The sequence below is a fragment of the Streptomyces sp. NPDC046866 genome (genome assembly GCF_040704625.1).
GTDB lineage: Bacteria > Actinomycetota > Actinomycetes > Streptomycetales > Streptomycetaceae > Streptomyces.
The window spans coordinates 85,732-105,760 of record NZ_JBEYXN010000005.1; the positions used below are offsets into that span (position 1 = coordinate 85,732).

Sequence of the window (20,029 nt, forward strand, 5' to 3'; positions counted from 1 at the left end):
GGCCAGCATCGTGGCAGCGTGGTCGAGCCCCCGCCCCATCGACGGAGCACCGGGCGGCCCCGGAGGCGCAGGCGGCTGACCCGCACCCGAGGCACCGGGCGCACCCGGCGGACCGGGAGGCGCAGGCGGCTGACCCGTGACGGCAGGACCGGCCAGCATCGTGGCAGCGTGGTCGAGCCCCCGCCCCATCGACGGAGCACCGGGCGGCCCCGGAGGCGCAGGCGGCTGACCCGCACCCGAGGCACCCGGCGCACCGGGCGGACCGGGAGGCGCAGGCGGCTGACCCGTGACCGCAGGACCGGCCAGCATCGTCGCGGCATGGTCCAGCCCCCGCCCCATCGACGGAGCACCGGGCGGCCCCGGAGGCGCAGGCGGCTGACCCGCACCCGAAACACCAGGCACACCCGGCGCACCGGGCGGACCCGCAGGCACCGGCGGCTGGGCCGGGGCAGCGGCACCCGGAGCCCCGGGCGGGGCGGGCGGCACGGCCGGCGGCGCACCCGGCGGGGTGGCTTGGGCCCGGCCCGCGGGCTCCCCGGCCCCCGCCCCCGCCGACACACCAGGCGCACCCGCGCCGAGGTCCAGCGCGGGCGCGATCGCGGTCTTCGGAAGCTGACTGCCCCCGGCCATCAGCTGGGTCCTGGCCTCGGAGGACGCCGACGGCGGCGCCGGCAGGTCCTCCAGGTCCGACCCGGACAGCGGCGGCGCGAACACCGTCGCCGGCAGCGCCACCGAGGCGTCGTCCGCCCCCGGGTTCACATCGGTGCCCGCCCACGGCGTGGCCCCGGCCGGCACCCCGCCATCGGCGGAGGACCCCTCCGGCACCTCCCGGCGCAGCGGCACCGGCTCCGGCGCGGCAGCAGCCGGCCCCGGCTCCGCCGCGGCAGCGGACAGCGGCTCCGGCTCCGACACGGCACCCGCCGCCCCCGGACCCGCATCCGCACCGCCACCCGAAGCAGCACCCGCACCCGAAGCAGCACCCGCAGCCGGCGGAATCCCCGCCCGGTCCGCAGCCTCCTGCAACCACTCCGGCGGACTCAGCATGAACGAGGTCTGCTCGGAGTCGATCCGCGGCGTCGGCACCGAAGCCTCCGCCGCAGGCGCAGCAGCCGCCCCGTACTCCTCCTCGTACCGGCGGATGACCTCACCCACCGGCAACCCCGGCCACAGCGTCACCTCACCGCTGTCCCGGGCGATCACCAGCCGCTGCCGGCCACCCCCCGACACCGGCCCGCCCGCCCGGTCCTCGGCCCACACCACGAACCCCAGCCCGAACTCCCGCACCCGCACCTCACGGTGCTGATACGGCGGCACACCACCGTTGATCCACTCCTCGGCGCGCTCCTGCGCCTGCGCAAACGTCACCATCGCGCCGTCATCCCTCCACCGGTGCAGCCACCGGAACCGAACGCGCGAATCCGCCGTCCACCATCAGACCGGCCACCGTCTCCAACTCCGGTGGATTTCCCGCCAACCGTTCGAGAAAGGCATCAAAATCGGCACCGCACGGCAGCAGCAGCCGCTCCACGCGCTCCTGGACGGACCAGCCGTCCCGGTCCCGCCCGTCGTCGTACGGGGAGAACCAGACCGAACCGATGCCCTCGCCCTTCACCTTCACCGCCAGCAGCCCGCCCTGGACGAACCCGACGCACAGGTAGTCCTTCGTCAGATGGTCGCGCAGGCACTTGTTCACGTACACCAGATCATTGACCGCCGCCTCCTCACGCACCGTGAAGAACGGCTGGTCCACCAGCAGACCCAGCTCCACGTCCAACCCCGCACCCACCGGCGCACAACCACCCGCAGCCTTCAGGAACGAACGGTAGGACTCCGGCAGCCGATAACCCAGGTCCTCCTCGACACCCTGGACCTGCTCCTCGGCCACCGCCACACCCGTCCGCGGCACCGCCAGGTGCGCCGGACGCACCTCCTGCAACGGCCGCGTCCCGCGCTTGTCATGGTCGACCGGGGCGGTGGCCAGACCCGCATGGTGGCGCAGCAGCGCCTTCACCTCGACCGGGACCAGCTCCATCCGCCGCGTCCCCGCCACGTGGTGCCAGGTCCAGCCGTGTGGCGTCGCAACCGGGCCGACCGTGTCCCACAGGGCATGACCCGCAGCGTGCATCGCCGCGTTCGCGGAGACGTAGTCCGTCAACCGCAGCTCGTCCACACCGAAACCCTCCGGCGGCTCGGCGATCTCCACCGCCGCCCGCGCATACGGCGAGAAGTCGGGATGTCCCTGAGCGCCCATCCGCACTCCATGAGGATGCCGCGCGGCCCGGACCGGGTCCGGGAAATGCACGACCTGCCCCGAGTACGCGGCGTTGGGTGGCGCGGCCTGCTGCCCGAGCCGACCTGTCGTCATGGCGGTAGCCCCCTGCTGGATCTGGCTGGTTCACCACAGCCTATGTGCTCCGGCAAGAGCGGCCCCCGCCCACGACCCGCCCACCCGCACGACGGCCGGGAACATCCGAATTGATACGAATATTCGACCCCGGTTCCACACGACAGAGGACATTTGACAGGCTGTCCCCGCAGCACGGGGGCGTGCGCAACAGCGGCCACCACCGCAGCCACGGGAGGGAAGAAGCGACCATGCAGAACACGGCGACACGCAGCGGCACACCCGACGGCGGCTCAACCGCAGCCGTCCCGGCCTCGGACCCACGCCTGCGCTGGAGCGGCACCGACGGCCGCTCCACCGCACCCGTCCCCCGCTTCCGCCGCGACGGCATCCTGCCCACCATCGCCGCCGCCCTCTCCGTACGCGGCGAAACCCTCACCAGCACCGCCGGCAAAGCCGACCAGCCACCCACCCTGCACCCCCTCGTGCAGGACTTCCTCGACACCCTCACCAGCAGCCAGCGTGAACGGTTCACCGGCCGCTGCCCCGAGGCCATCCTCGTCTCCCGCCACCTCGCCGCCGCCGAAGGCGCCCGCAGCAAACGGGCCTCACGCAAACCCCTCACCGCGAGCGAAGCCCGCCGCTCCCTGAAACACTCCAAGATCACCGCCCGCCGCATCCGCGAGGACGGCGACCCCCTCCACGGCACCTACGCACCGCCCTGCCGCTCCTGCGAGGCCCTCCTCGCCCACTTCGGCGTACGCCACGTCGACCTCACCCCCGCGTCAGAGAAGGCCTGACCACCGCAACCATGACCATCTCCTCCGCCTCCTACGACCGCTCCTCCGCCACCCGGTTCCCCACCCCCGTCGACCAGGCCCTGCGCACCGCCGGCTGGGAGCCCGGCCGCTGGGACATCAAACAGGCCGAATACTGGGCCGACGCACTGCGCGACCACACCACCCCCGCCGGACACCGCCACACCGTCTTCCCCGCCGCCGTCGAGGCCTGGGCCGAATTCGGCGGCCTCACCATCAGCCCGCCCGGACCCGGCCGCCAGATAGCCCCCGTCCCCGTACGCCTCGACCCCCTCACCGGACTCCACCTGGCCCGCACCTTCGCCGACCTCGGCCGGGCCCTGTCCACCCAGCTCTGCCCCCTCGGCACCGACTCCGACGGCGGCTCCCACCTCGCCATCGACCAAGAGGGCCGCATCTACGCCATCGACCACACCGGCGACTGGTACCTCGGCGCCGGCATGGACGAAGCCCTCACCCTCCTCCTGACCGGCCTCCAGCCCACCCGGCTGACCATGACCCCCTGACGGCCCAGACCCACGTCAGGGCCGCCCACCCGGCAGAACCACCGAAACCCTGAACCCCCCGGAGTCCGTCGGGCCCGACACGAACACCCCACCGAGCCCGACGACCCGCTCACGCATCCCCACCAGCCCATTGCCCCCACTGGGCAGCTCCGGCCGGACCACATCCGCCGCACCCGGCCCGTTCTCCACCTGCATGGCCACCTCACCCTCACGATGGGCGAGCCGCACCACCACCCGCGCCCCCGGCGCATGCTTGTGGCAATTGGTCAACGCCTCCTGCACCACCCGGTACGCCGTCTGCTCCACCTCCGCCGCATAGCCCCGCCCCGGCCCCGTCCCGCGCACATCCAGCTCCACCACCATCCCCGCGGCACGCGACTGCCCCACCAGCGCCTCCAGCTCCGCCAGCGTCGGCCCGTCCTCCAAACCCCCGCCCGCCACGGCCGGCGCGCCGACGGCCACACCCGCAGCCGCCGCAACCGGCGCCGACCGCGCCGGGGCAGGCGCCCGCAGCACCCCCAACATCTCCCGCAACTCCGTCAACGCCTGACGACCCATGTCCGCCACCAACGCCGCGTTCTTCGCCGCCTTCGCCGGATCCCTCGGCGCCAAAGCCTGCAACGCCGCCGCATGCACCACCATCAGCGACACCCGGTGCGCCACCACGTCGTGCATCTCCCGCGCGATCCGCGTGCGCTCCTCCGTACGGGCCCACTCCGCCCGCTCCTCCGCCCGGTCCGCCAGCAGCGACAACTCCCGCTCCAACGAATCGGCCCGCTCCTGCAAGCTCTCCATCAACCGCCGCCGAGCCCCTATGTACAGCCCCAGCAACACCGGCGGCACGTTCAGCGCCACCGCCATGAACACCGACAGCACCACCACCAGCGTCGGGGTCGTCCCGGCATCCCCCGCGGTGCGCACATAGGTGACGACGAACGTGGCCACCAGCGACATCGAAGCCAGCGTCGCCGTGATCCGCCGCGGCACCTCACACGCGGCAAGCGTGTACAGCCCCACCAGGCTCAGCAGAAAACCCATCGCAGCCGGAGCGACCCCGATCCCGACCAGCACCACCGCGATCGGCCAACGCCGCCGCAGCACCAGCACGGACCCCACCGCCACACCGAACAACACCCCCGCGACCGTCGGCAGCCCGCCCTCCCGGGCGAAATCCACCCCCTCGACCGCACACTCGAGCGCCGACACCGCACCCAGCCCCACATCGAGCACGGCCCCCCGCCGCCGCTCCCACCACAAGGGCCCGTCCCGACCGGCCCCGCCCTGCTCTTCCCCCGCACTGGTCATGCCCTCAGCGTACGCAGCGCCCCCAGCACACCCGCGACCGGAATTCCCGCAAACCCGCGGTAATCGCACGTCCGACTGAATCGACCACAGAAAGAGACCTGAATCCCACATTCCGGACCAAGGTGGCGGCATGAGCAAATACTCGGACTTCGAAGCCCTGCGCGAGCAAGCAGTCACCCTCCGCCGCGAAGGCCTCAGCCGCCGCCAGATCCGCGACCGCCTCAGCGTGTACAACGGCGACATCCTGAACCGCCTCCTCCAGGGCGAGCCGGCCCCGGAATGGACCAAGCGCCCCAACGCCAAGGACGACCTCCGCGACCGCGCCCGCGAGCTCCGCCTCCAGGGCATGACCTACGACCAGATCCAGCTGGAGCTGGGCTGCTCGAAGAGCTCGATCTCCCTGTGGGTCCGCGACCTACCGAAAGCGGACCGGCGCTCCGCCCAGGAGCAGGGGCGCGACGCAGCCCTGAAGCGATGGGCCCACGAGGGGCCCATCCGGGAAGCCGCCCGAGAGGCGACCATCGCAACCGCGCGCGACCTCGTCGGCGCCATGAGCGAGCGCGAGCTCCTCCTCGTGGGCGCTGCCCTCTATTGGGCCGAAGGCAGCAAGAGCAAGACCTACAGGCGCTCGGAAACCGCCATCTTCATCAACAGCGACCCAGGGGTCATCGCCGTCTACCTGGCCTGGCTCGAGCTCATGGGGATCACCCGCGACCGGCTCCGCTTTCGGGTGATGATCCACGAGTCCGCCGACGTCGCCGGCGCCGAGCAGTACTGGGCCGACTTCGTGGGCGTGGAACGCGAGGAGCTCCAAAAGACAACCCTCAAGAAGCACAACCCGAAGACGGTCAGGAAGAACACCGGCGCCGACTACCGCGGATGCTTGATCGTCCGTGTCTCCGCAAGCTGCGACTTGTACCGTCGCATTGAAGGCACTTGGTGCGGCATAGTTGGGTCCGTCAGATCGACCAACTAGCTAAATGTCCGGTTTGGTCGGTTTTACTATCCCCTGTGGTGTAATCGGCAACACGGGTCACTTTGGATGATTTGTTCCAGGTTCGAGTCCTGGCAGGGGAGCTTTGCGAGTTCGGGTCCTGACCGGAAGGTCAGGACCCGCCCTCGTTTCCGGCCCTTAACGCCCCGGTATCCTTCACAGGTCCACCCCCGAAGCCGAAGGGCACACCCGTGAGCGCCAACCGCCCGGCAGCCGTCGTCGTCCTCGCAGCGGGTGAGGGCACCCGCATGAAGTCGGCCACTCCCAAGGTTCTGCACGAGATCTGCGGGCGTTCGCTCGTGGGGCACGTCGTCGCCGCCGCGCGCGAGCTGGACCCCGAGCACCTCGTGGTCGTCGTCGGCCACGCCCGCGAGCAGGTCACCGCGCACCTTTCCGCCGTCGACGCCGATGTGCGCACGGCCGTCCAGTACGAGCAGAACGGCACCGGCCACGCCGTCCGCATGGCCCTCCAGGAGCTCGGCGGCTCCGTCGACGGCACCGTGGTCGTGGTCTGCGGCGACACCCCGCTGCTGACCGGCGAGACCCTGGGCGCCCTGGTCGAGACCCACGGCGCCGACGGCAACGCCGTCACCGTCCTGACCGCCGAGGTCCCGGACTCCACCGGCTACGGCCGCATCGTCCGCGACCCGGAGACCGGCGCCGTCACCGCGATCGTCGAGCACAAGGACGCCACCGAGGCGCAGCGCGCGATCCGCGAGATCAACTCCGGGGTGTTCGCGTTCGACGGCGCCCTGCTGGCGGATGCGCTGGGCAAGGTGCGCACGGACAACAGCCAGGGCGAGGAGTACCTCACGGATGTGCTGGGGATCCTGCGCGAGGCGGGTCACCGGGTCGGCGCGTCGGTCGGCGGTGATCACCGCCAGATCCTGGGGATCAACAACCGGGTGCAGTTGGCGGAGGCCCGTGCGCTGTTGAACGCGCGCCTGCTGGAGCGGGCGATGCTGGCCGGTGTGACGGTGGTGGATCCGGCGAGCACGCTGGTGGACGTGACGGTGACCTTCGGCCAGGACGCGGTGGTGCATCCGGGTACGCAGCTGCTGGGTGCGACGCACGTCGCGGAGGGGGCCGAGGTCGGTCCGAACTCGCGGCTGAGGGACACGGAGGTGGGCCCGCGCGCGCGCGTGGACAACACGGTGGCGGATTCGGCTGTGGTGGGCGAGTCGGCGTCGGTGGGTCCGTTCGCGTATCTGCGTCCGGGGACGCGGCTGGAGCTGAAGGCGAAGGCCGGCACGTTCGTGGAGATGAAGAACGCGCGGATCGGTGAGGGTACGAAGGTGCCGCACCTGTCGTACGTGGGTGACGCGACGATCGGCGAGTACTCGAACATCGGTGCGGCGAGCGTCTTCGTGAATTACGACGGTGAGCACAAGCACCACACGACGATCGGTTCACACTGCAAGACGGGCTCGGACAACATGTTTGTGGCGCCTGTCACCATCGGGGACGGCGCGTACACGGCGGCCGGCTCGGTGATCACGAAGGATGTGCCGCCCGGTGCGCTGGCCGTGGCGCGCGGTCAGCAGCGGAATATCGAGGGCTGGGTGGCTCGTAAGCGTCCGGGAAGTGCTGCTGCGTCGGCGGCTCAGTCGGCGGTCCAGGGGGACTCCGTGGAGGGCTGAGGTGCCCTTCGGGTGAACTGACCGGAAACAGGTACGTCGGAGACGGCGTACCGTGATAGGTGCACGCAATTCGGCTGGCTTCACCGTGTGCGGGACGGACGCACATGGGGGCGAGCAGCTTTTCAACACGTCTGAGGAGACTGTGCTGTGACCGGGATCTCGACGACCGGCGAGAAGAAGCTGATGCTCTTCTCCGGCCGCGCCCACCCCGAGCTGGCCGAGGAGGTTGCGCACCAGCTGGGCGTTGCCCTCGTGCCGACGAAGGCCTTCGACTTCGCGAACGGTGAGATCTACGTCCGTTTCCAGGAGTCGGCGCGTGGTGCGGACTGCTTCCTGATCCAGAGCCACACGGCTCCGATCAACAAGTGGATCATGGAGCAGCTGATCATGATCGATGCGCTGAAGCGCGCGTCGGCCCGTTCGATCACCGTGATCATCCCGTCCTACGGGTATGCCCGTCAGGACAAGAAGCACAAGGGTCGTGAGCCGATCTCGGCGCGCCTGGTGGCGGACCTGCTGAAGACGGCCGGTGCGGACCGGATCCTGACGGTGGACCTGCACACGGACCAGATCCAGGGCTTCTTCGACGGCCCGGTGGACCACCTGTCGGCCCTGCCGGTCCTCGCGGACTACGTGGGTGCGAAGGTGGACCGCACGAAGCTGACGATCGTCTCGCCGGACGCCGGCCGTGTGCGGGTCGCGGACCGCTGGTGCGACCGTCTGGACGCCCCGCTGGCGATCGTGCACAAGCGCCGTGACAAGGACGTCGCGAACCAGGTGACCGTCCACGAGGTCGTGGGTGAGGTCAAGGGCCGGGTCTGCGTGCTGGTCGACGACATGATCGACACCGGTGGCACGATCTGTGCCGCGGCCGAGGCGCTGTTCGCGCACGGTGCGGAGGACGTCATCGTGACGGCCACGCACGGCATCCTGTCGGGTCCTGCGGCCGACCGTCTGAAGAACTCGAAGGTGAGCGAGTTCATCTTCACGAACACGCTGCCGGACCCGTCGGACCTGGAGCTCGACAAGATCACGGTGCTGTCGATCGCCCCGATGGTGGCGCGTGCGGTCCGTGAGGTCTTCGAGGACGGCTCGGTGACCAGCCTGTTCGAGGAGCAGCAGTAGGCGCCGGATCCTGCGGATAGATCCTTTTGGGGGCGGCCTCCCCGCCGGGTAGACTCGTGGAGTTGCTCGGCGAGGGAGGCCGCGCCTTTTGGTGCTGGCGCTCCGTTATCGACGCGCTCTTCGTAGCAGGCCGTTTCGTGGCCGGGTGACCGTTGTCCGTTCCGTCACCCCACGAGGAGTGAACATGTCCGAGGTCAAGCTCTCCGCTGAGATCCGCACCGTCTTCGGCAAGGGCGCCGCCCGTGCCACCCGCCGCAACAAGCAGATTCCCGCGGTCATCTACGGCCACGGCGAGGCCCCGAAGCACGTCTCGGTCGAGGGCCACGCCCTGACCCAGGCGCTGAAGACCCCGAACGTCCTGATCTCCCTGGACATCGCGGGCGAGGGCTCCGAGCTGGTCATCCCGAAGGCCGTTCAGAAGGACCCGATCAAGCGCACCGTCGACCACGTCGACTTCCTCGCCGTGAAGAAGGGCGAGAAGGTCACGGTCGAGGTTCCGGTCCACACCGAGGGCGACCTGGCCGCCGGTGGCAACCTGCTGGAGCACGTCCTCGCCGCTGTGTCGGTCGAGGCCGAGGCCACCCACCTGCCGGAGGCGCTGACCGTTTCCGTCGAGGGTCTGGCCGCCGGTGCGTCCGTCCTGGCGCAGGACATCGCGCTGCCGTCGGGCGTTGCCCTGGTGACCGAGGCCGACGCCGTGGTCCTGCAGGTCGTGGCCGCGCAGGCCGAGGAGCCGGCTGCCGAGGCCGCGGAGGGCGCGGAGGCCTGAGCCTCCCCGTCGCGTTTGCCGACCGACCGCCGTCCGGCTCCACTGGGAGCGGGACGGCGGTCGTCCCATGTGTACAAGGAGCGAGCAGGAATGTCGGACGAGTCGAGCCCCTGGCTGGTGGTCGGGCTGGGCAACCCGGGCGGTGAGTACGCCGGCAACCGCCACAACATCGGTTTCATGGTGGTGGACCTGTTGGCGGAGCGGATCGGCGGCAGGTTCAAGGCGCACAAGGCGCGGGCGCAGGTGTTGGAGGGGCGGATCGGGCCTCCGGGGCCGGCGAACCGCCGGGTGGTGTTGGCGAAGCCGATGTCGTTCATGAACCTGTCGGGCGGGCCGGTGACGGCGCTGCGCGACTTCTACAAGGTGCCGGTGGACCGGATCATCGCGGTCCATGACGAGCTGGACATCGATTACGCGACGCTGCGGCTGAAGCTGGGCGGCGGTGACAACGGGCACAACGGGCTGAAGTCGATGACGAAGTCGATGGGTGCGGAGTACCACCGGGTCCGGTGCGGCATCGGGCGGCCGCCGGGCCGGATGCAGGTGGCGGATTTCGTGTTGAAGGATTTCTCCTCGGCGGAGCGCAAGGATCTGGACTGGTTCGTGGACCGGGCTGCGGATGCCGTGGAGTGCCTGGTCACGGAGGGCCTGGAGCGCGCGCAGTCTGCGTACAACTCCTGAGGGCTACAGGTCGTCGATGCGGGTCAGGTCGATGCTGATGTCGTAAGGCAGCGACGTCTTGAGCTCCCGGTGGAAAATGCCCTGGCATACATAGGCCTTGGTGTGCGGATCAAGGTCGTAGGCATACACCACCGGGTGCTCGTCCTCCCCCTCCATCTTGACGAGCCAGAAGTGCGGGATGCCGGCGGCCGCGTACTTCTGCGGTTTGCTCTCCGTGTCGCGTGCTTCGGAGTCGGGGGAAACGACCTCGACGGCCAGCAGCACGTCAGCTGCCAGGTAGCGCGTCTGGGTGCGACCGGTGACGGCTTCGGCGCGCACAACGATGATGTCCGGCTCGGGCGCGTTGCGCTTGTCGATGACCACCGTCATTTCCCGCTTCACCCGGACTGTCCGCGGGGCCGTGTCCAGCAGCCCGTTCACCAGCAGATGCAGCACATCGGTGTGGAAGTTCCGCTGCGGACTCACGAAGACCAAGCTCCCGTCGATCAGCTCCGTGTGGGGCGGGAGATCCGGTAGCGACAGCAGGTCGTCCACGGTGTACCCGTCCGCTGGAGGACGGGGCCAGGTGTGCTCGGCGGTCATGGCTGCTCCCATGGACGGCATTCTGGTCTTGGAACACCACGGTAGCGGCCGGTATCCGCGCTCGTCATCACATCGTGTGACGGGCGCGGATACCGGCCGTTCGTTCGACCGTCCGGGTCAGCCGGTGTTGCGCAGGCCTGCGGCGACACCGTTGACGGTGAGGAGCAGGGCGCGGGAGAGGACCGGGTCGGGGGCTTCGCCGCGGGCGGCGGCGGCGCGCTGGCGGGCCAGCAGCGATACCTGGAGGTAGGAGATCGGGTCCAGGTAGGCGTCGCGTACGGCGAAGGTCTGCTGGAGCACGGGCTGGGAGTCCAGGAGCTTTTCTCCGCCGGTGATGCGCAGGACCTCGCGGACGGTGAGCTCGTGTTCGGCGCGGATGCGGTCGAAGACGTGCTTGAGCTCGTCGGGCACGAGGGTGTCGACGTAGTGCTGGGCGATCCGCAGGTCGGTCTTGGCGAGGGTCATCTCGACGTTGGACAGGAAGTTGCGGAAGAAGTGCCAGCGGGTGCCCATTTCGCAGAGGGCGCCGTCCTGGCCGGCGTCGCGCAGGGCCTTGAGGCCGGAGCCGACGCCGTACCAGCCGGGGACGATCTGGCGGGACTGGGTCCAGCCGAAGACCCAGGGGATGGCGCGCAGGCCGTCGAGGCCGGCGCCGGAGTCGGGGCGGCGGGAGGGGCGGGAGCCCAGGTGGAGGTCGGCGAGCTGGTCGACGGGGGTGGCGGCGAAGAAGTACGCGGGCAGGTCGGGGTCCTCGACGAGTTCCCGGTAGGCGGCGTGGGCGGCCTCGGAGACGATGTCCATGGCCGCGTCCCAGCGGGCGAGGTCGTCGTGGGACTGGCGGGGCCGGGTGTGCAGGGCGGAGGCCTGCAGGGTGGCCGCGACGGTCAGCTCCAGGTTCTCGCGGGCCAGGGAGGGCACGAGGTACTTGTCGGAGATGACCTCGCCCTGTTCGGTGACCTTGATCTCGCCTTCCAGGGTGCCCCAGGGCTGGGCGAGGATCGCGTCGTGGGAGGGGCCGCCGCCGCGGCCGACGGTGCCGCCGCGGCCGTGGAAGAGGCGCAGGCGCACGCCGTGGCGGTGGGCGACGTCGCGCAGGCGGCGCTGGGCGCGGTGGATCTCCCACTGGCTGGTGGTGATGCCGCCGAACTTGGAGGAGTCGGAGTAGCCGAGCATGACTTCCTGGACGTCGCCGCGCAGGGAGACCAGGCGCCGGTAGGAGGGGTCGGCGAGCATGTCGTCGAGGATGACGTCGGCGGCGCGCAGTTCGTCGGTGGTCTCCAGGAGAGGCACGATGCCGATCTTGGCCCAGCCGGCGTGCAGGTCGATGAGTCCGGCTTCGCGGGCGAGGACGGCGGCGGCGAAGACGTCGTCGGCGCCCTGGCACATGGAGATGATGTAGGACTCGATGACTTCGGGGCCGAACTTCTCGAAGGCGTCCTTGATGGTGAAGAAGACGCCGAGGGTCTTCTGTCCGGCTGCGTCCAGGGGTGCCGGGGTGGGGGCGAGGGGCCGGCGGGAGCGGAGCTCCTTGGCCAGGAGCTTCTGGCGGTAGTCGCGCGGCATGTCGGCGTAGCGCCAGGATTCCTCGCCGAGCCGGTCGAAGAGCTGGCCGAGGGCGTGGTGGTGGGCGTCGGCGTGCTCGCGTACGTCCATCGTGGCGAGCTGCAGGCCGAACGCGGCGATGGTGCGGATGGTGCGGTCCATGCGGCCGTCGGCGAAGAGCGCGCCGCGGTGCTCGCGCAGCGAGGTCTGGACGAGGGTGAGGTCGGTCAGCAGCTCGGAGGTGCCGAGGTAGTCGCGGCCCTCTTCGTGGGGGGTGCCCTTGGCGAGGCGCTGGCGGGTGTTGAGGAGCTTCTGGCGGATGCAGGTGACCTTCAGGCGGTACGGCTCCTCGGCGTTCAGCCGCTTGTAGCGGGGGCTGATCTCGGGGAGGCGTTCGAGGTCGGCCTGCAGGGAGGAGAGGAGCTCCTCGGTGGCGCCGGTGTAGCGGATGGAGTTGGAGAGCAGTCCGCGCAGGTAGTCGATCTGTTCGAGGGCGTCGGTGATGCCGTGTTCGTGCTGGAGGATCAGCACCTCGCGGGTGACCTCGGGGGTGACGTTGGGGTTGCCGTCGCGGTCGCCGCCGATCCAGGTGCCGAAGGTGAGGGGGCGGGTGCCGGGGGGCAGTTCGACGCCGACGCGCTGGAGTTCGGCGGCGAGGTCCTCGAGGACGTCGCCGACGGCTCCGGCGTGCAGCTCGTCGAGGTAGTAGATGGCGTTGCGGGCCTCGTCGGCGGGTTCGGGGCGGGCGACGCGCAGTTCGTCGGTCTGCCAGATGAGGTCGATGTTCTCGGCGAGGCGCAGGTCGTGGCGGCGGCGGTCGCCGGCTCCGGAGGCGGGTTCCTCCAGCAGGGCGGCGATGCGGCGCAGCTTGTTCAGGACGCTGCGGCGCGCGGCCTCGGTGGGGTGTGCGGTGAAGACGGGCCGGACGTTGAGGTTGCGGACCGTTTCGCGCAGGTGCTGGGGGTCGGCGTCCTTGAGCATGTCGGCGGTGCGGGCCAGCAGGCCGCCCTCGGCGGCGCGGTGGGCGCGCAGTTCGCGGCCGCGGTGCACCTGCTCGGTGACGTTGGCGAGGTGGAAGTAGGTGGAGAAGGCGCGCACGAGCTTGGCGGCGGTCTCGAGGTCGGTGTCGCCGAGCAGCGCGGCGGCGGCCTCGCCGTCGGTGCGGGTCAGGGCGCGGACGCGCTCGACGAGGTCGAGGAGTTCTTGGCCCTCCTGGCGGACGAGGGTCTCGCCCAGGAGTTCGCCGAGGCGGCGGATGTCCGCGCGCAGCTCCGCGTTGGCGGAGGTGTCGGCGGTGGACGGGGCCTGGGCCCGGGTGGAGGCCTGGGCCGGGGAGGCCTGGTCGGCACTGCTCACAGGTGCGGCTCCTTGCAGTGGTCGAGCGCTACGGGGAGGTGGGCTCCGGGTGCGCTCCGGGTGCACGGAGGCGCCGTCCCGGATCGGCTCCGGGGGTGTCCCCATCTGGTGCGCAGCTCGGCTGCCCGTGCGGACCGCGCTGTCCGACGACACCAGGATAGGTGTCCGGCCGGTTCGGCCGGCGACCGTCTCACCAGGCGGCGCGCGGCCCGATGGCAGGGGGCGGGCTGGCGGCGCAGGATGGGGGTGCGGGGGCGGTGCGGGCGGGCCGTGGGCGCGGCGCGGCCGGGTCGTGGTCCTCTTGCTGCGGGCTCCCGCTTTGCCATACTTACGTTGCCGTAGGTTACGCATCCGTAGCCCGGGTCCCTGCCTCCTCCTCACCCCCTGGGGACGCCCATGACCACCAGTCCCGATCTCTTCGAGGGCACGTCCGCGCCCTCTGATTCCCCCGTGCCGTCCGCGACGCTCGGCGGCGAGAGCAAACGGTCCGTCGAGCAGGTCGCGCTGCTGCTGTTCATCACCGTGCCGTTCCTGGCGCTGCTGGCGGCGGTGCCGCTGGCCTGGGGCCGGGGGGTGAGCTGGCTGGACCTGGGGCTGATGGCGTTCATGTACTTCCTGACCTGCCACGGCGTCACGGTCGGCTTCCACCGGCACTTCACGCACGGCTCGTTCAAGGCCAAGCGGCCGCTGAAGGTCGCCCTGGCGGTGATGGGGTCGATGGCGGTGGAGGGGCCGCTGGTGCGCTGGGTGGCGGACCACCGCAAGCACCACAAGTTCTCCGACCACGAGGGTGATCCGCATTCGCCGTGGCGGTTCGGCGAGACGGTTCCCGCCCTGCTGAAGGGCCTGGTGTGGGCGCACGTCGGGTGGCTGTTCGACGAGGAGCAGACCAACCAGCAGAAGTACGCCCCGGATCTGATCAAGGATCCGGTGATCCGCGGGATCTCGCGGGGCTTCGTCGGCTGGACGGCCCTGTCGCTGGCGCTCCCGCCGCTGGTGGGGGGCCTGGTGACGATGTCGTGGTGGGGTGCGTTCACGGCGTTCTTCTGGGGGTCCCTGGTGCGGGTGGCGCTGCTGCACCACGTGACCTGGTCGATCAATTCGATCTGCCATGCGGTCGGCAAGCGCCCGTTCAAGTCCCGTGACCGCTCGGGCAACGTGTGGTGGCTGGCGGTGCTGTCGTGCGGGGAGTCCTGGCACAACCTGCACCATGCGGATCCGACGTCGGCCCGGCACGGGGTGCTGCGCGGGCAGCTCGACTCCAGCGCCCGGCTGATCCGCTGGTTCGAGCTGGCGGGCTGGGCCACCGACGTGCGCTGGCCGTCGGAGTCCCGCATCGATGCCCGGCGCAGGGAAAACGCCGCGAACGCGGCATGATGGGGGACGTGGCGATCGACGGCAGCGTTTCCAGCAGCGACAAGCCCCGGCGAGGCCGCCGGGTCCGGATGACGGGCGCCGAGCGGCGCCAGCAACTGCTGGACATCGGCCGCGCCCTGTTCGCCGAGAAGGGCTTCGAGGGCACCTCGGTGGAGGAGATCGCGGCGAAGGCCGGTGTCTCCAAGCCGGTGGTGTACGAGCACTTCGGCGGCAAGGAGGGCCTGTACGCGGTGGTGGTGGACCGGGAGATGCGCCAGCTGCTGGACATGGTGACGGGCGCGCTGACGGCCGGCCATCCGCGGGAGCTGCTGGAGCAGGCTGCCTTCGCACTGCTGGACTACATCGAGTCCTACACGGACGGCTTCCGGATCCTGGTGCGGGATTCGCCGGTGGCGCAGTCGACGGGCACGTTCGCGTCGCTGATCAGTGACATCGCCACGCAGGTCGAGGACATCCTGGGCCTGGAGTTCAAGGCGCGGGGCTTCGATCCGAAGCTGGCCCCGCTGTACGCGCAGGCGCTGGTCGGGATGGTGGCGTTGACCGGGCAGTGGTGGCTGGACGTGCGCCGGCCGAAGAAGGCGGAGGTCGCGGCGCACCTGGTGAACCTGGCCTGGCACGGGCTGGACGGCCTGGAGTCGAAGCCGCGCCTGGTGGGCCACCGCAAGAGCTGAGCCGGCCCGCGCAGGGCCGGGCGACGGCGGCGCCCCGCCCCCGCAGCGCGCGGGGGCGGGGCGCCGTCGTGTGCGCCGTCAGCCGTTGGGGTGGCCGCCGGCCGGCGGGCCGAGGGGTTCCGGGAATTCGATCCGGTTGCCGACGGGGTCCTCGGAGGAGAAGCGGCGGTGCCCCGGCAGGTCGTCGTTCCAGACGACGGCGGCCCCGCGCTCTTCGAGTCTGCGGGCGTACTCCTCGATCCCCGTCACCCGCAGCCCAGGGTGCGCCGTGCGGGCGGGGCGGAAGTCCTCCTCGACGTCGAGGCGGAGCTGTACGGCTCCGGCGGCGAACCAGCAGCCGCCGCGGGCGGCGAGGACGGCTGGCTTGGGGATCTCGGCCGTGCCGAGGAACCGGGTGTACGCGCGGAGCCGGTCCTCCGAGCCGGGCGGCGCGGCGAGCTGGACGTGGTCGACGGCGGTCAGCAAGGTCAGTGCTCCTTCACGGCGACGGCGAAGATGCGGCGGAAGGGGAAGACGGTGCCGCGCGGCCCGGGCGGGTAGGCGGCGCGCAGCAGGTCGCGGTACTCGGCGAGGAAGTCCTCCACGGCCTTGTGGTCGTCCCCCAGGGCGGTCAGCACGGGCCGCAGGGCGGTTCCCTTGACCCAGTCCAGGACCGGGTCGGTGCCGGCCAGCAGCTGGAAGTAGGTGGTCTCCCAGGTGTCGGCGGCGCAGCCCAGCTCGGTGAGCCGGGCGAGGTACTCGGCGGGTTCGAGGGTGTGGATGTAGCGGGCGCCGTGCCCGGCGAGCCGGTCGCGCCAGCGCGGGCTGTCGCAGAGCCGGGCGAGCAGGGCGTGGCTGGGTGCGGTGAAGTTGCCGGGGATCTGGAAGGCGAAGGTGCCGCCGGGGCGCAGGGCGTTGATCCAGGCGGCGAAGGAGCCGGGGTGGCTCGGGACCCACTGGAGCGCGGCGTTGGAGACGATCAGGTCATAGGGCTCCTCGGGGAGCCAGCCGGCGATGTCCGCGGGCCGGAAGTCGAGGGTGCCGCCGCCCGGGGTGCGTCCCGCGTGCTCGGCGTCGGCGCGGCGCAGCATCTCCGGGGAGAGGTCGAAGCCGGTGATGTGGGCCTCGGGCCAGCGTTCGGCGAGCAGGGCGGTGACGTTGCCGGGGCCGCAGCCGAGGTCGGCGATGCGGGCGGGGCGGGTGGGGAGTTCGGGTATGCGGTTCAAGAGGTCGAGGAAGGGCCGGGTTCGGTGTCCTGAGTGCCGCAGGTACTGCTGGGGGTCCCAGGTGGGGGCGGCGTGGGTGGTGGCCGTGGGGATGCCGGCCGACGCTGCGATATCGGAATGCATGTTCGAACCTCCCTGCTGGCGGGTCGGGCGGAAGCGGAAGCGGTTCCGGCCCCCTCCATGCCCATCGGTGCACGAAATATATCTTGATATCGAGATTCACGTTTTCAAGATATACACCTCCTGGAATCTCGAATTCAAGAGACTTCACATCGACAGACCCCTTACACTGATCGGCATGGAGGACGAGGTCGACCGATTGGTCGCGGCATGGCGGCGGGAACGCCCTGACCTCGACGTGGAACCGCTCGAAGTGCTGAGCCGCGTGAGCAGGCTCGCCCGCCACCTCGACCGCGCCCGCAGGCTGGCCTTCTCCGAGCACGGCCTGGAGCCGTGGGAGTTCGACGTGCTGACCTCCCTGCGGCGCGCCGGCGCGCCCTACCAGCTCTCCCCCGGCCAGTTGCTGACCCAGACCCTGGTCACCTCCGGAACCATGACCAACCGCATCGACCGGCTCGCCAAGAAGGGCCTCGTCGAGCGGCTGCCCGACCCCAACGACCGGCGCGGGGTCCTGGTCCGGCTGACCCCGGAGGGCCGTGACCGCGCGGACCAGGCCCTCGCCGGGCTGCTGGACCAGGAGCGGGCGATCCTGGCCCAGCTCTCCCAGGCCCAGCGCGCCGATCTCGCCGCCCTCCTACGCCAGTTGACCGCTCCGTTCGACAACGTCCCCGGCTAGCTCCGCCGGCCGTACGCCCGCCCGCCGGGCCAGCGCCACCGCGGCGAGCGTGGAGTGCACGCCCAGCTTGCCCAGCACGTTCTGCATGTGCGTGCGGACCGTGTGCGGGGACAGGAACAGCCGGGCCGCGACGTCCTTGCGGCCCAGCCCCGCCACCATGCACCGCAGCACCTCGTGCTCGCGCGGGGTGAGGGACTCCACGAGCCGCTCGCTGTCGCTGCGGTGCTTGCGTGCGGCCGTCAACTCCCGCAGCACCCCGGTCAGCAGGGCGGGCGGCAGGTGGGTCTCCTCGCGCAGCACGCCGCGGATCACGGCCAGCAGCCGGGAGAGCGAGCAGTCCTTCGCCACCCAGCCGGAGGCGCCCGCCTGGAGGGCGATCGCGGCCCGGCGCGGGTCGTCGCGCTCGGCGAGGACGACGGTGCGGACGGCGGGGTGGGAGCCCCGTACGCCCGCGACCAGCGCGATCCCGTCGGCGCCGGACGGCGGTGGCGGCCCGGAGCCCGAGGTGCGCTGGGCCGGCACCGACCCGGCGGAGGCGCCGAGGTCGGCATCGACCAGGAGCACGTCGAAGCGGCGGCCCTCGGCCACTGCGCGCTCCAGGCAGCGCAGGGCGGCGGGGCCGCTGCCGGCCGCGGACACGTCGACATCGGGCTCGGCCGCGAGCGCTGCGGCGAGCGACTCGGCGAAGATGCGGTGGTCGTCGACCACGAGAACTCGGATGCGAACCACAAAACCCCCAAGGGTCGGGGAACGGACGACTGCGGGTACGGCGCCCGGACCGGTGGTGATCCGCAGTCGCCGCGGCCGCCGCCGAGACATCTCTGCACTACCCCGGACCGGACGCCGTACCCGGCGTGTCTCGACCCCTGAATCAACACCGGCCCCCACCGGTGTCACGCATCAGCGTAGAGCGGGGGGCGGCCCGCGGTTGGCCGAATAGCAGAAGTTTTCCGAGCGGTTTTCCGGCTGGACGGCCCCCAAGGCGCTCTGCCGTGGCGCGAATTCGACCGTCGCGGGGTCCGGAAGACGGCGTCCCGCCCGGGAGGTGCCCCGGGCAGTTGCACGGGGTGCATTTCACCCGGCGTGTGCACGCCGGGCGCCCGCGCACCGCGCCCGCCCAGGGCGCTCCGTCCGCGGCCCGCGCCCCCGCACCGCGCCCGGCGGCCTTGCGCCGCCCCCGGCGCGCACTCCCCCGCGCACCCCCCGCGCACGCACCGCGCCCCCCGCACGACGGGGGTGCGGGGGGCGCGGACGGCACGGGGTGCGCGGGGCCCGCGGTGCACGCGGGCGGCGGGGCGTCAGGAACGCAGGGCGCGGGTGAAGTTCCACGCGTCGGTGATGATGCCCGTGAGGTCGGGGCGGGACGGGGTCCAGCCGAGCCTGTCGTGCGCGGCCCGCGCCGAGGCGACGAGGACCGCCGGGTCGCCGGCGCGGCGCTCCGCGACGACCTCCGGGATCTCGTGGCCCGTGACCTTGCGGACGGTCTCGATGACCTCGCGGACCGAGAAGCCGGCCCCGTTGCCCAGGTTGCAGATCAGGTGCTCGCCGGGGGTGGCCGCCGCCAGCGCGGCCAGGTGGGCCTCCGCCAGGTCGGCCACGTGGATGTAGTCGCGGATGCAGGTGCCGTCGGGCGTCGGGTAGTCCTCGCCGAACACCGAGATCGCCGCCCGCTCGCCCAGGGCCACCTGGAGCACCAGCGGGATCAGGTGCGTCTCGGGGTCGTGTCGCTCGCCGTACCGGCCGTAGGCGCCCGCGACGTTGAAGTAGCGCAGCGAGACCGCGGCCACGCCGTGTGCCGCGCACTCGCCGGCGATCATGTGGTCCACGGCCAGCTTGGAGGCGCCGTAGGGGTTGGTGGGCCGGGTGGCCGAGGCCTCGGTCAGCAGGCCTTCGGTGGGCTCGCCGTACGTGGCCGCGGTGGAGGAGAAGACCAGCTTGCGTACGCCCGCCCCGCGCATGGCGTTCAGCAGGGCCAGGGTGCCGCCGACGTTGTTGTCCCAGTACTTCGCCGGGTTGGCGACCGACTCGCCGACCTGGGAGAACGCCGCGAAGTGCAGCACTGCGTCGTAGGAGGGGTCCAGGTACTGCGCGGCGTCCTGGATCCGGCCCTCGATGAACGCCGCCCCGGCCGGGACGCCCTCGCGGAAGCCGGTGGAGAGGTCGTCGAGGACGGTGACCTCGTGGCCGGCTTCCAGGAGGTGGGCCGCGACGACACTGCCGACGTAGCCGGCACCGCCGGTGACCATGTACTTCGAAGACGCCGTCGTCTTGCTCACTCGTCTGCTGCCTCTCACGGGGGAACGCACGCGCGATGCGTG

At 71.4% G+C, this 20,029-nt stretch carries 18 protein-coding genes, 1 tRNA gene and 1 pseudogene; 11 read left to right on the top strand and 9 right to left on the bottom strand.

What is annotated here, in order from left to right:
- A pseudogene (locus tag AB0953_RS10510) lies at positions 1-1,368 on the bottom strand (hypothetical protein); the annotation flags it as partial.
- 7 nt (positions 1,369-1,375) lie between these two features.
- On the bottom strand, positions 1,376-2,365 hold the full coding sequence (locus AB0953_RS10515; RefSeq protein WP_366859014.1) for an SMI1/KNR4 family protein: 990 nt from the start codon (positions 2,363-2,365) through the stop codon (positions 1,376-1,378).
- A gap of 230 nt (positions 2,366-2,595) precedes the next feature.
- Between AB0953_RS10515 and AB0953_RS10520 the strand changes: the two genes are divergently transcribed.
- Positions 2,596-3,144: a YwqJ-related putative deaminase gene (locus AB0953_RS10520; RefSeq protein ID WP_366859015.1), complete on the top strand. Its 549-nt coding sequence runs from the start codon at positions 2,596-2,598 to the stop codon at positions 3,142-3,144.
- Positions 3,145-3,155: 11 nt separating this feature from the next.
- On the top strand, positions 3,156-3,668 hold the full coding sequence (locus tag AB0953_RS10525; RefSeq protein WP_366859016.1) for an SUKH-3 domain-containing protein: 513 nt from the start codon (positions 3,156-3,158) through the stop codon (positions 3,666-3,668).
- A gap of 15 nt (positions 3,669-3,683) precedes the next feature.
- On the opposite strand, the gene AB0953_RS10530 is transcribed toward AB0953_RS10525, so the two are convergent.
- The gene (locus tag AB0953_RS10530) at positions 3,684-4,973 is read right to left on the bottom strand and encodes a histidine kinase (protein WP_366859017.1); all 1,290 of its coding nucleotides are present in this window, start codon (positions 4,971-4,973) and stop codon (positions 3,684-3,686) included.
- 130 nt (positions 4,974-5,103) lie between these two features.
- Between AB0953_RS10530 and AB0953_RS10535 the strand changes: the two genes are divergently transcribed.
- From AB0953_RS10535 to pth, 6 genes are all read left to right on the top strand, one after another.
- The gene (locus tag AB0953_RS10535) at positions 5,104-5,949 is read left to right on the top strand and encodes a hypothetical protein (RefSeq protein WP_366859018.1); all 846 of its coding nucleotides are present in this window, start codon (positions 5,104-5,106) and stop codon (positions 5,947-5,949) included.
- Between the two features lie 29 nt (positions 5,950-5,978).
- A tRNA-Gln gene (locus AB0953_RS10540) sits at positions 5,979-6,050 on the top strand.
- A gap of 108 nt (positions 6,051-6,158) precedes the next feature.
- Entirely contained in the window at positions 6,159-7,607 is a 1,449-nt protein-coding gene (glmU, locus tag AB0953_RS10545) for a bifunctional UDP-N-acetylglucosamine diphosphorylase/glucosamine-1-phosphate N-acetyltransferase GlmU (RefSeq protein ID WP_366859019.1), read from the top strand.
- 147 nt (positions 7,608-7,754) lie between these two features.
- Positions 7,755-8,732 carry a ribose-phosphate diphosphokinase gene (locus tag AB0953_RS10550; RefSeq protein ID WP_362178035.1) on the top strand — a complete coding sequence of 326 codons (978 nt, stop codon included), beginning with the start codon at positions 7,755-7,757 and terminating at the stop codon, positions 8,730-8,732.
- A gap of 184 nt (positions 8,733-8,916) precedes the next feature.
- Positions 8,917-9,501, top strand: coding sequence for a 50S ribosomal protein L25/general stress protein Ctc (locus AB0953_RS10555; protein ID WP_366859020.1), 585 nt, complete (start codon positions 8,917-8,919; stop codon positions 9,499-9,501).
- 90 nt (positions 9,502-9,591) lie between these two features.
- Complete coding sequence (gene pth / locus AB0953_RS10560; RefSeq protein WP_366859021.1) at positions 9,592-10,182, top strand: aminoacyl-tRNA hydrolase; 591 nt, start codon at positions 9,592-9,594, stop codon at positions 10,180-10,182.
- Positions 10,183-10,185: 3 nt separating this feature from the next.
- On the opposite strand, the gene AB0953_RS10565 is transcribed toward pth, so the two are convergent.
- Together AB0953_RS10565 and ppc are read right to left on the bottom strand one after the other, a co-directional pair.
- Positions 10,186-10,764: a Uma2 family endonuclease gene (locus tag AB0953_RS10565; RefSeq protein WP_366859022.1), complete on the bottom strand. Its 579-nt coding sequence runs from the start codon at positions 10,762-10,764 to the stop codon at positions 10,186-10,188.
- 117 nt (positions 10,765-10,881) lie between these two features.
- A complete protein-coding gene (gene ppc / locus AB0953_RS10570; RefSeq protein ID WP_366859023.1) occupies positions 10,882-13,662 on the bottom strand; it encodes a phosphoenolpyruvate carboxylase in 2,781 nt (926 codons plus the stop codon).
- A gap of 396 nt (positions 13,663-14,058) precedes the next feature.
- On the opposite strand from ppc, the gene AB0953_RS10575 reads away from it, so the two are divergent.
- Together AB0953_RS10575 and AB0953_RS10580 are read left to right on the top strand one after the other, a co-directional pair.
- Complete coding sequence (locus AB0953_RS10575; protein WP_366859024.1) at positions 14,059-15,039, top strand: acyl-CoA desaturase; 981 nt, start codon at positions 14,059-14,061, stop codon at positions 15,037-15,039.
- Entirely contained in the window at positions 15,039-15,710 is a 672-nt protein-coding gene (locus AB0953_RS10580; protein ID WP_366859204.1) for a TetR/AcrR family transcriptional regulator, read from the top strand. The genes AB0953_RS10575 and AB0953_RS10580 overlap by 1 nt, the downstream gene beginning before the upstream one ends.
- Before the next feature lie 78 nt (positions 15,711-15,788).
- On the opposite strand, the gene AB0953_RS10585 is transcribed toward AB0953_RS10580, so the two are convergent.
- Together AB0953_RS10585 and AB0953_RS10590 are read right to left on the bottom strand one after the other, a co-directional pair.
- Positions 15,789-16,175: a glyoxalase gene (locus AB0953_RS10585; protein ID WP_366859025.1), complete on the bottom strand. Its 387-nt coding sequence runs from the start codon at positions 16,173-16,175 to the stop codon at positions 15,789-15,791.
- 2 nt (positions 16,176-16,177) lie between these two features.
- Complete coding sequence (locus tag AB0953_RS10590) at positions 16,178-17,038, bottom strand: trans-aconitate 2-methyltransferase (protein ID WP_366859026.1); 861 nt, start codon at positions 17,036-17,038, stop codon at positions 16,178-16,180.
- 175 nt (positions 17,039-17,213) lie between these two features.
- On the opposite strand from AB0953_RS10590, the gene AB0953_RS10595 reads away from it, so the two are divergent.
- On the top strand, positions 17,214-17,711 hold the full coding sequence (locus AB0953_RS10595; RefSeq protein WP_366859027.1) for a MarR family transcriptional regulator: 498 nt from the start codon (positions 17,214-17,216) through the stop codon (positions 17,709-17,711).
- On the opposite strand, the gene AB0953_RS10600 is transcribed toward AB0953_RS10595, so the two are convergent.
- The gene (locus tag AB0953_RS10600; RefSeq protein WP_366859028.1) at positions 17,670-18,440 is read right to left on the bottom strand and encodes a response regulator transcription factor; all 771 of its coding nucleotides are present in this window, start codon (positions 18,438-18,440) and stop codon (positions 17,670-17,672) included. The two genes, AB0953_RS10595 and AB0953_RS10600, sit on opposite strands and share 42 nt — an antisense overlap.
- A gap of 569 nt (positions 18,441-19,009) precedes the next feature.
- The gene (galE, locus tag AB0953_RS10605) at positions 19,010-19,957 is read right to left on the bottom strand and encodes a UDP-glucose 4-epimerase GalE (RefSeq protein WP_366859205.1); all 948 of its coding nucleotides are present in this window, start codon (positions 19,955-19,957) and stop codon (positions 19,010-19,012) included.
- Between the last annotated feature and the right edge of the window lie 72 nt (positions 19,958-20,029).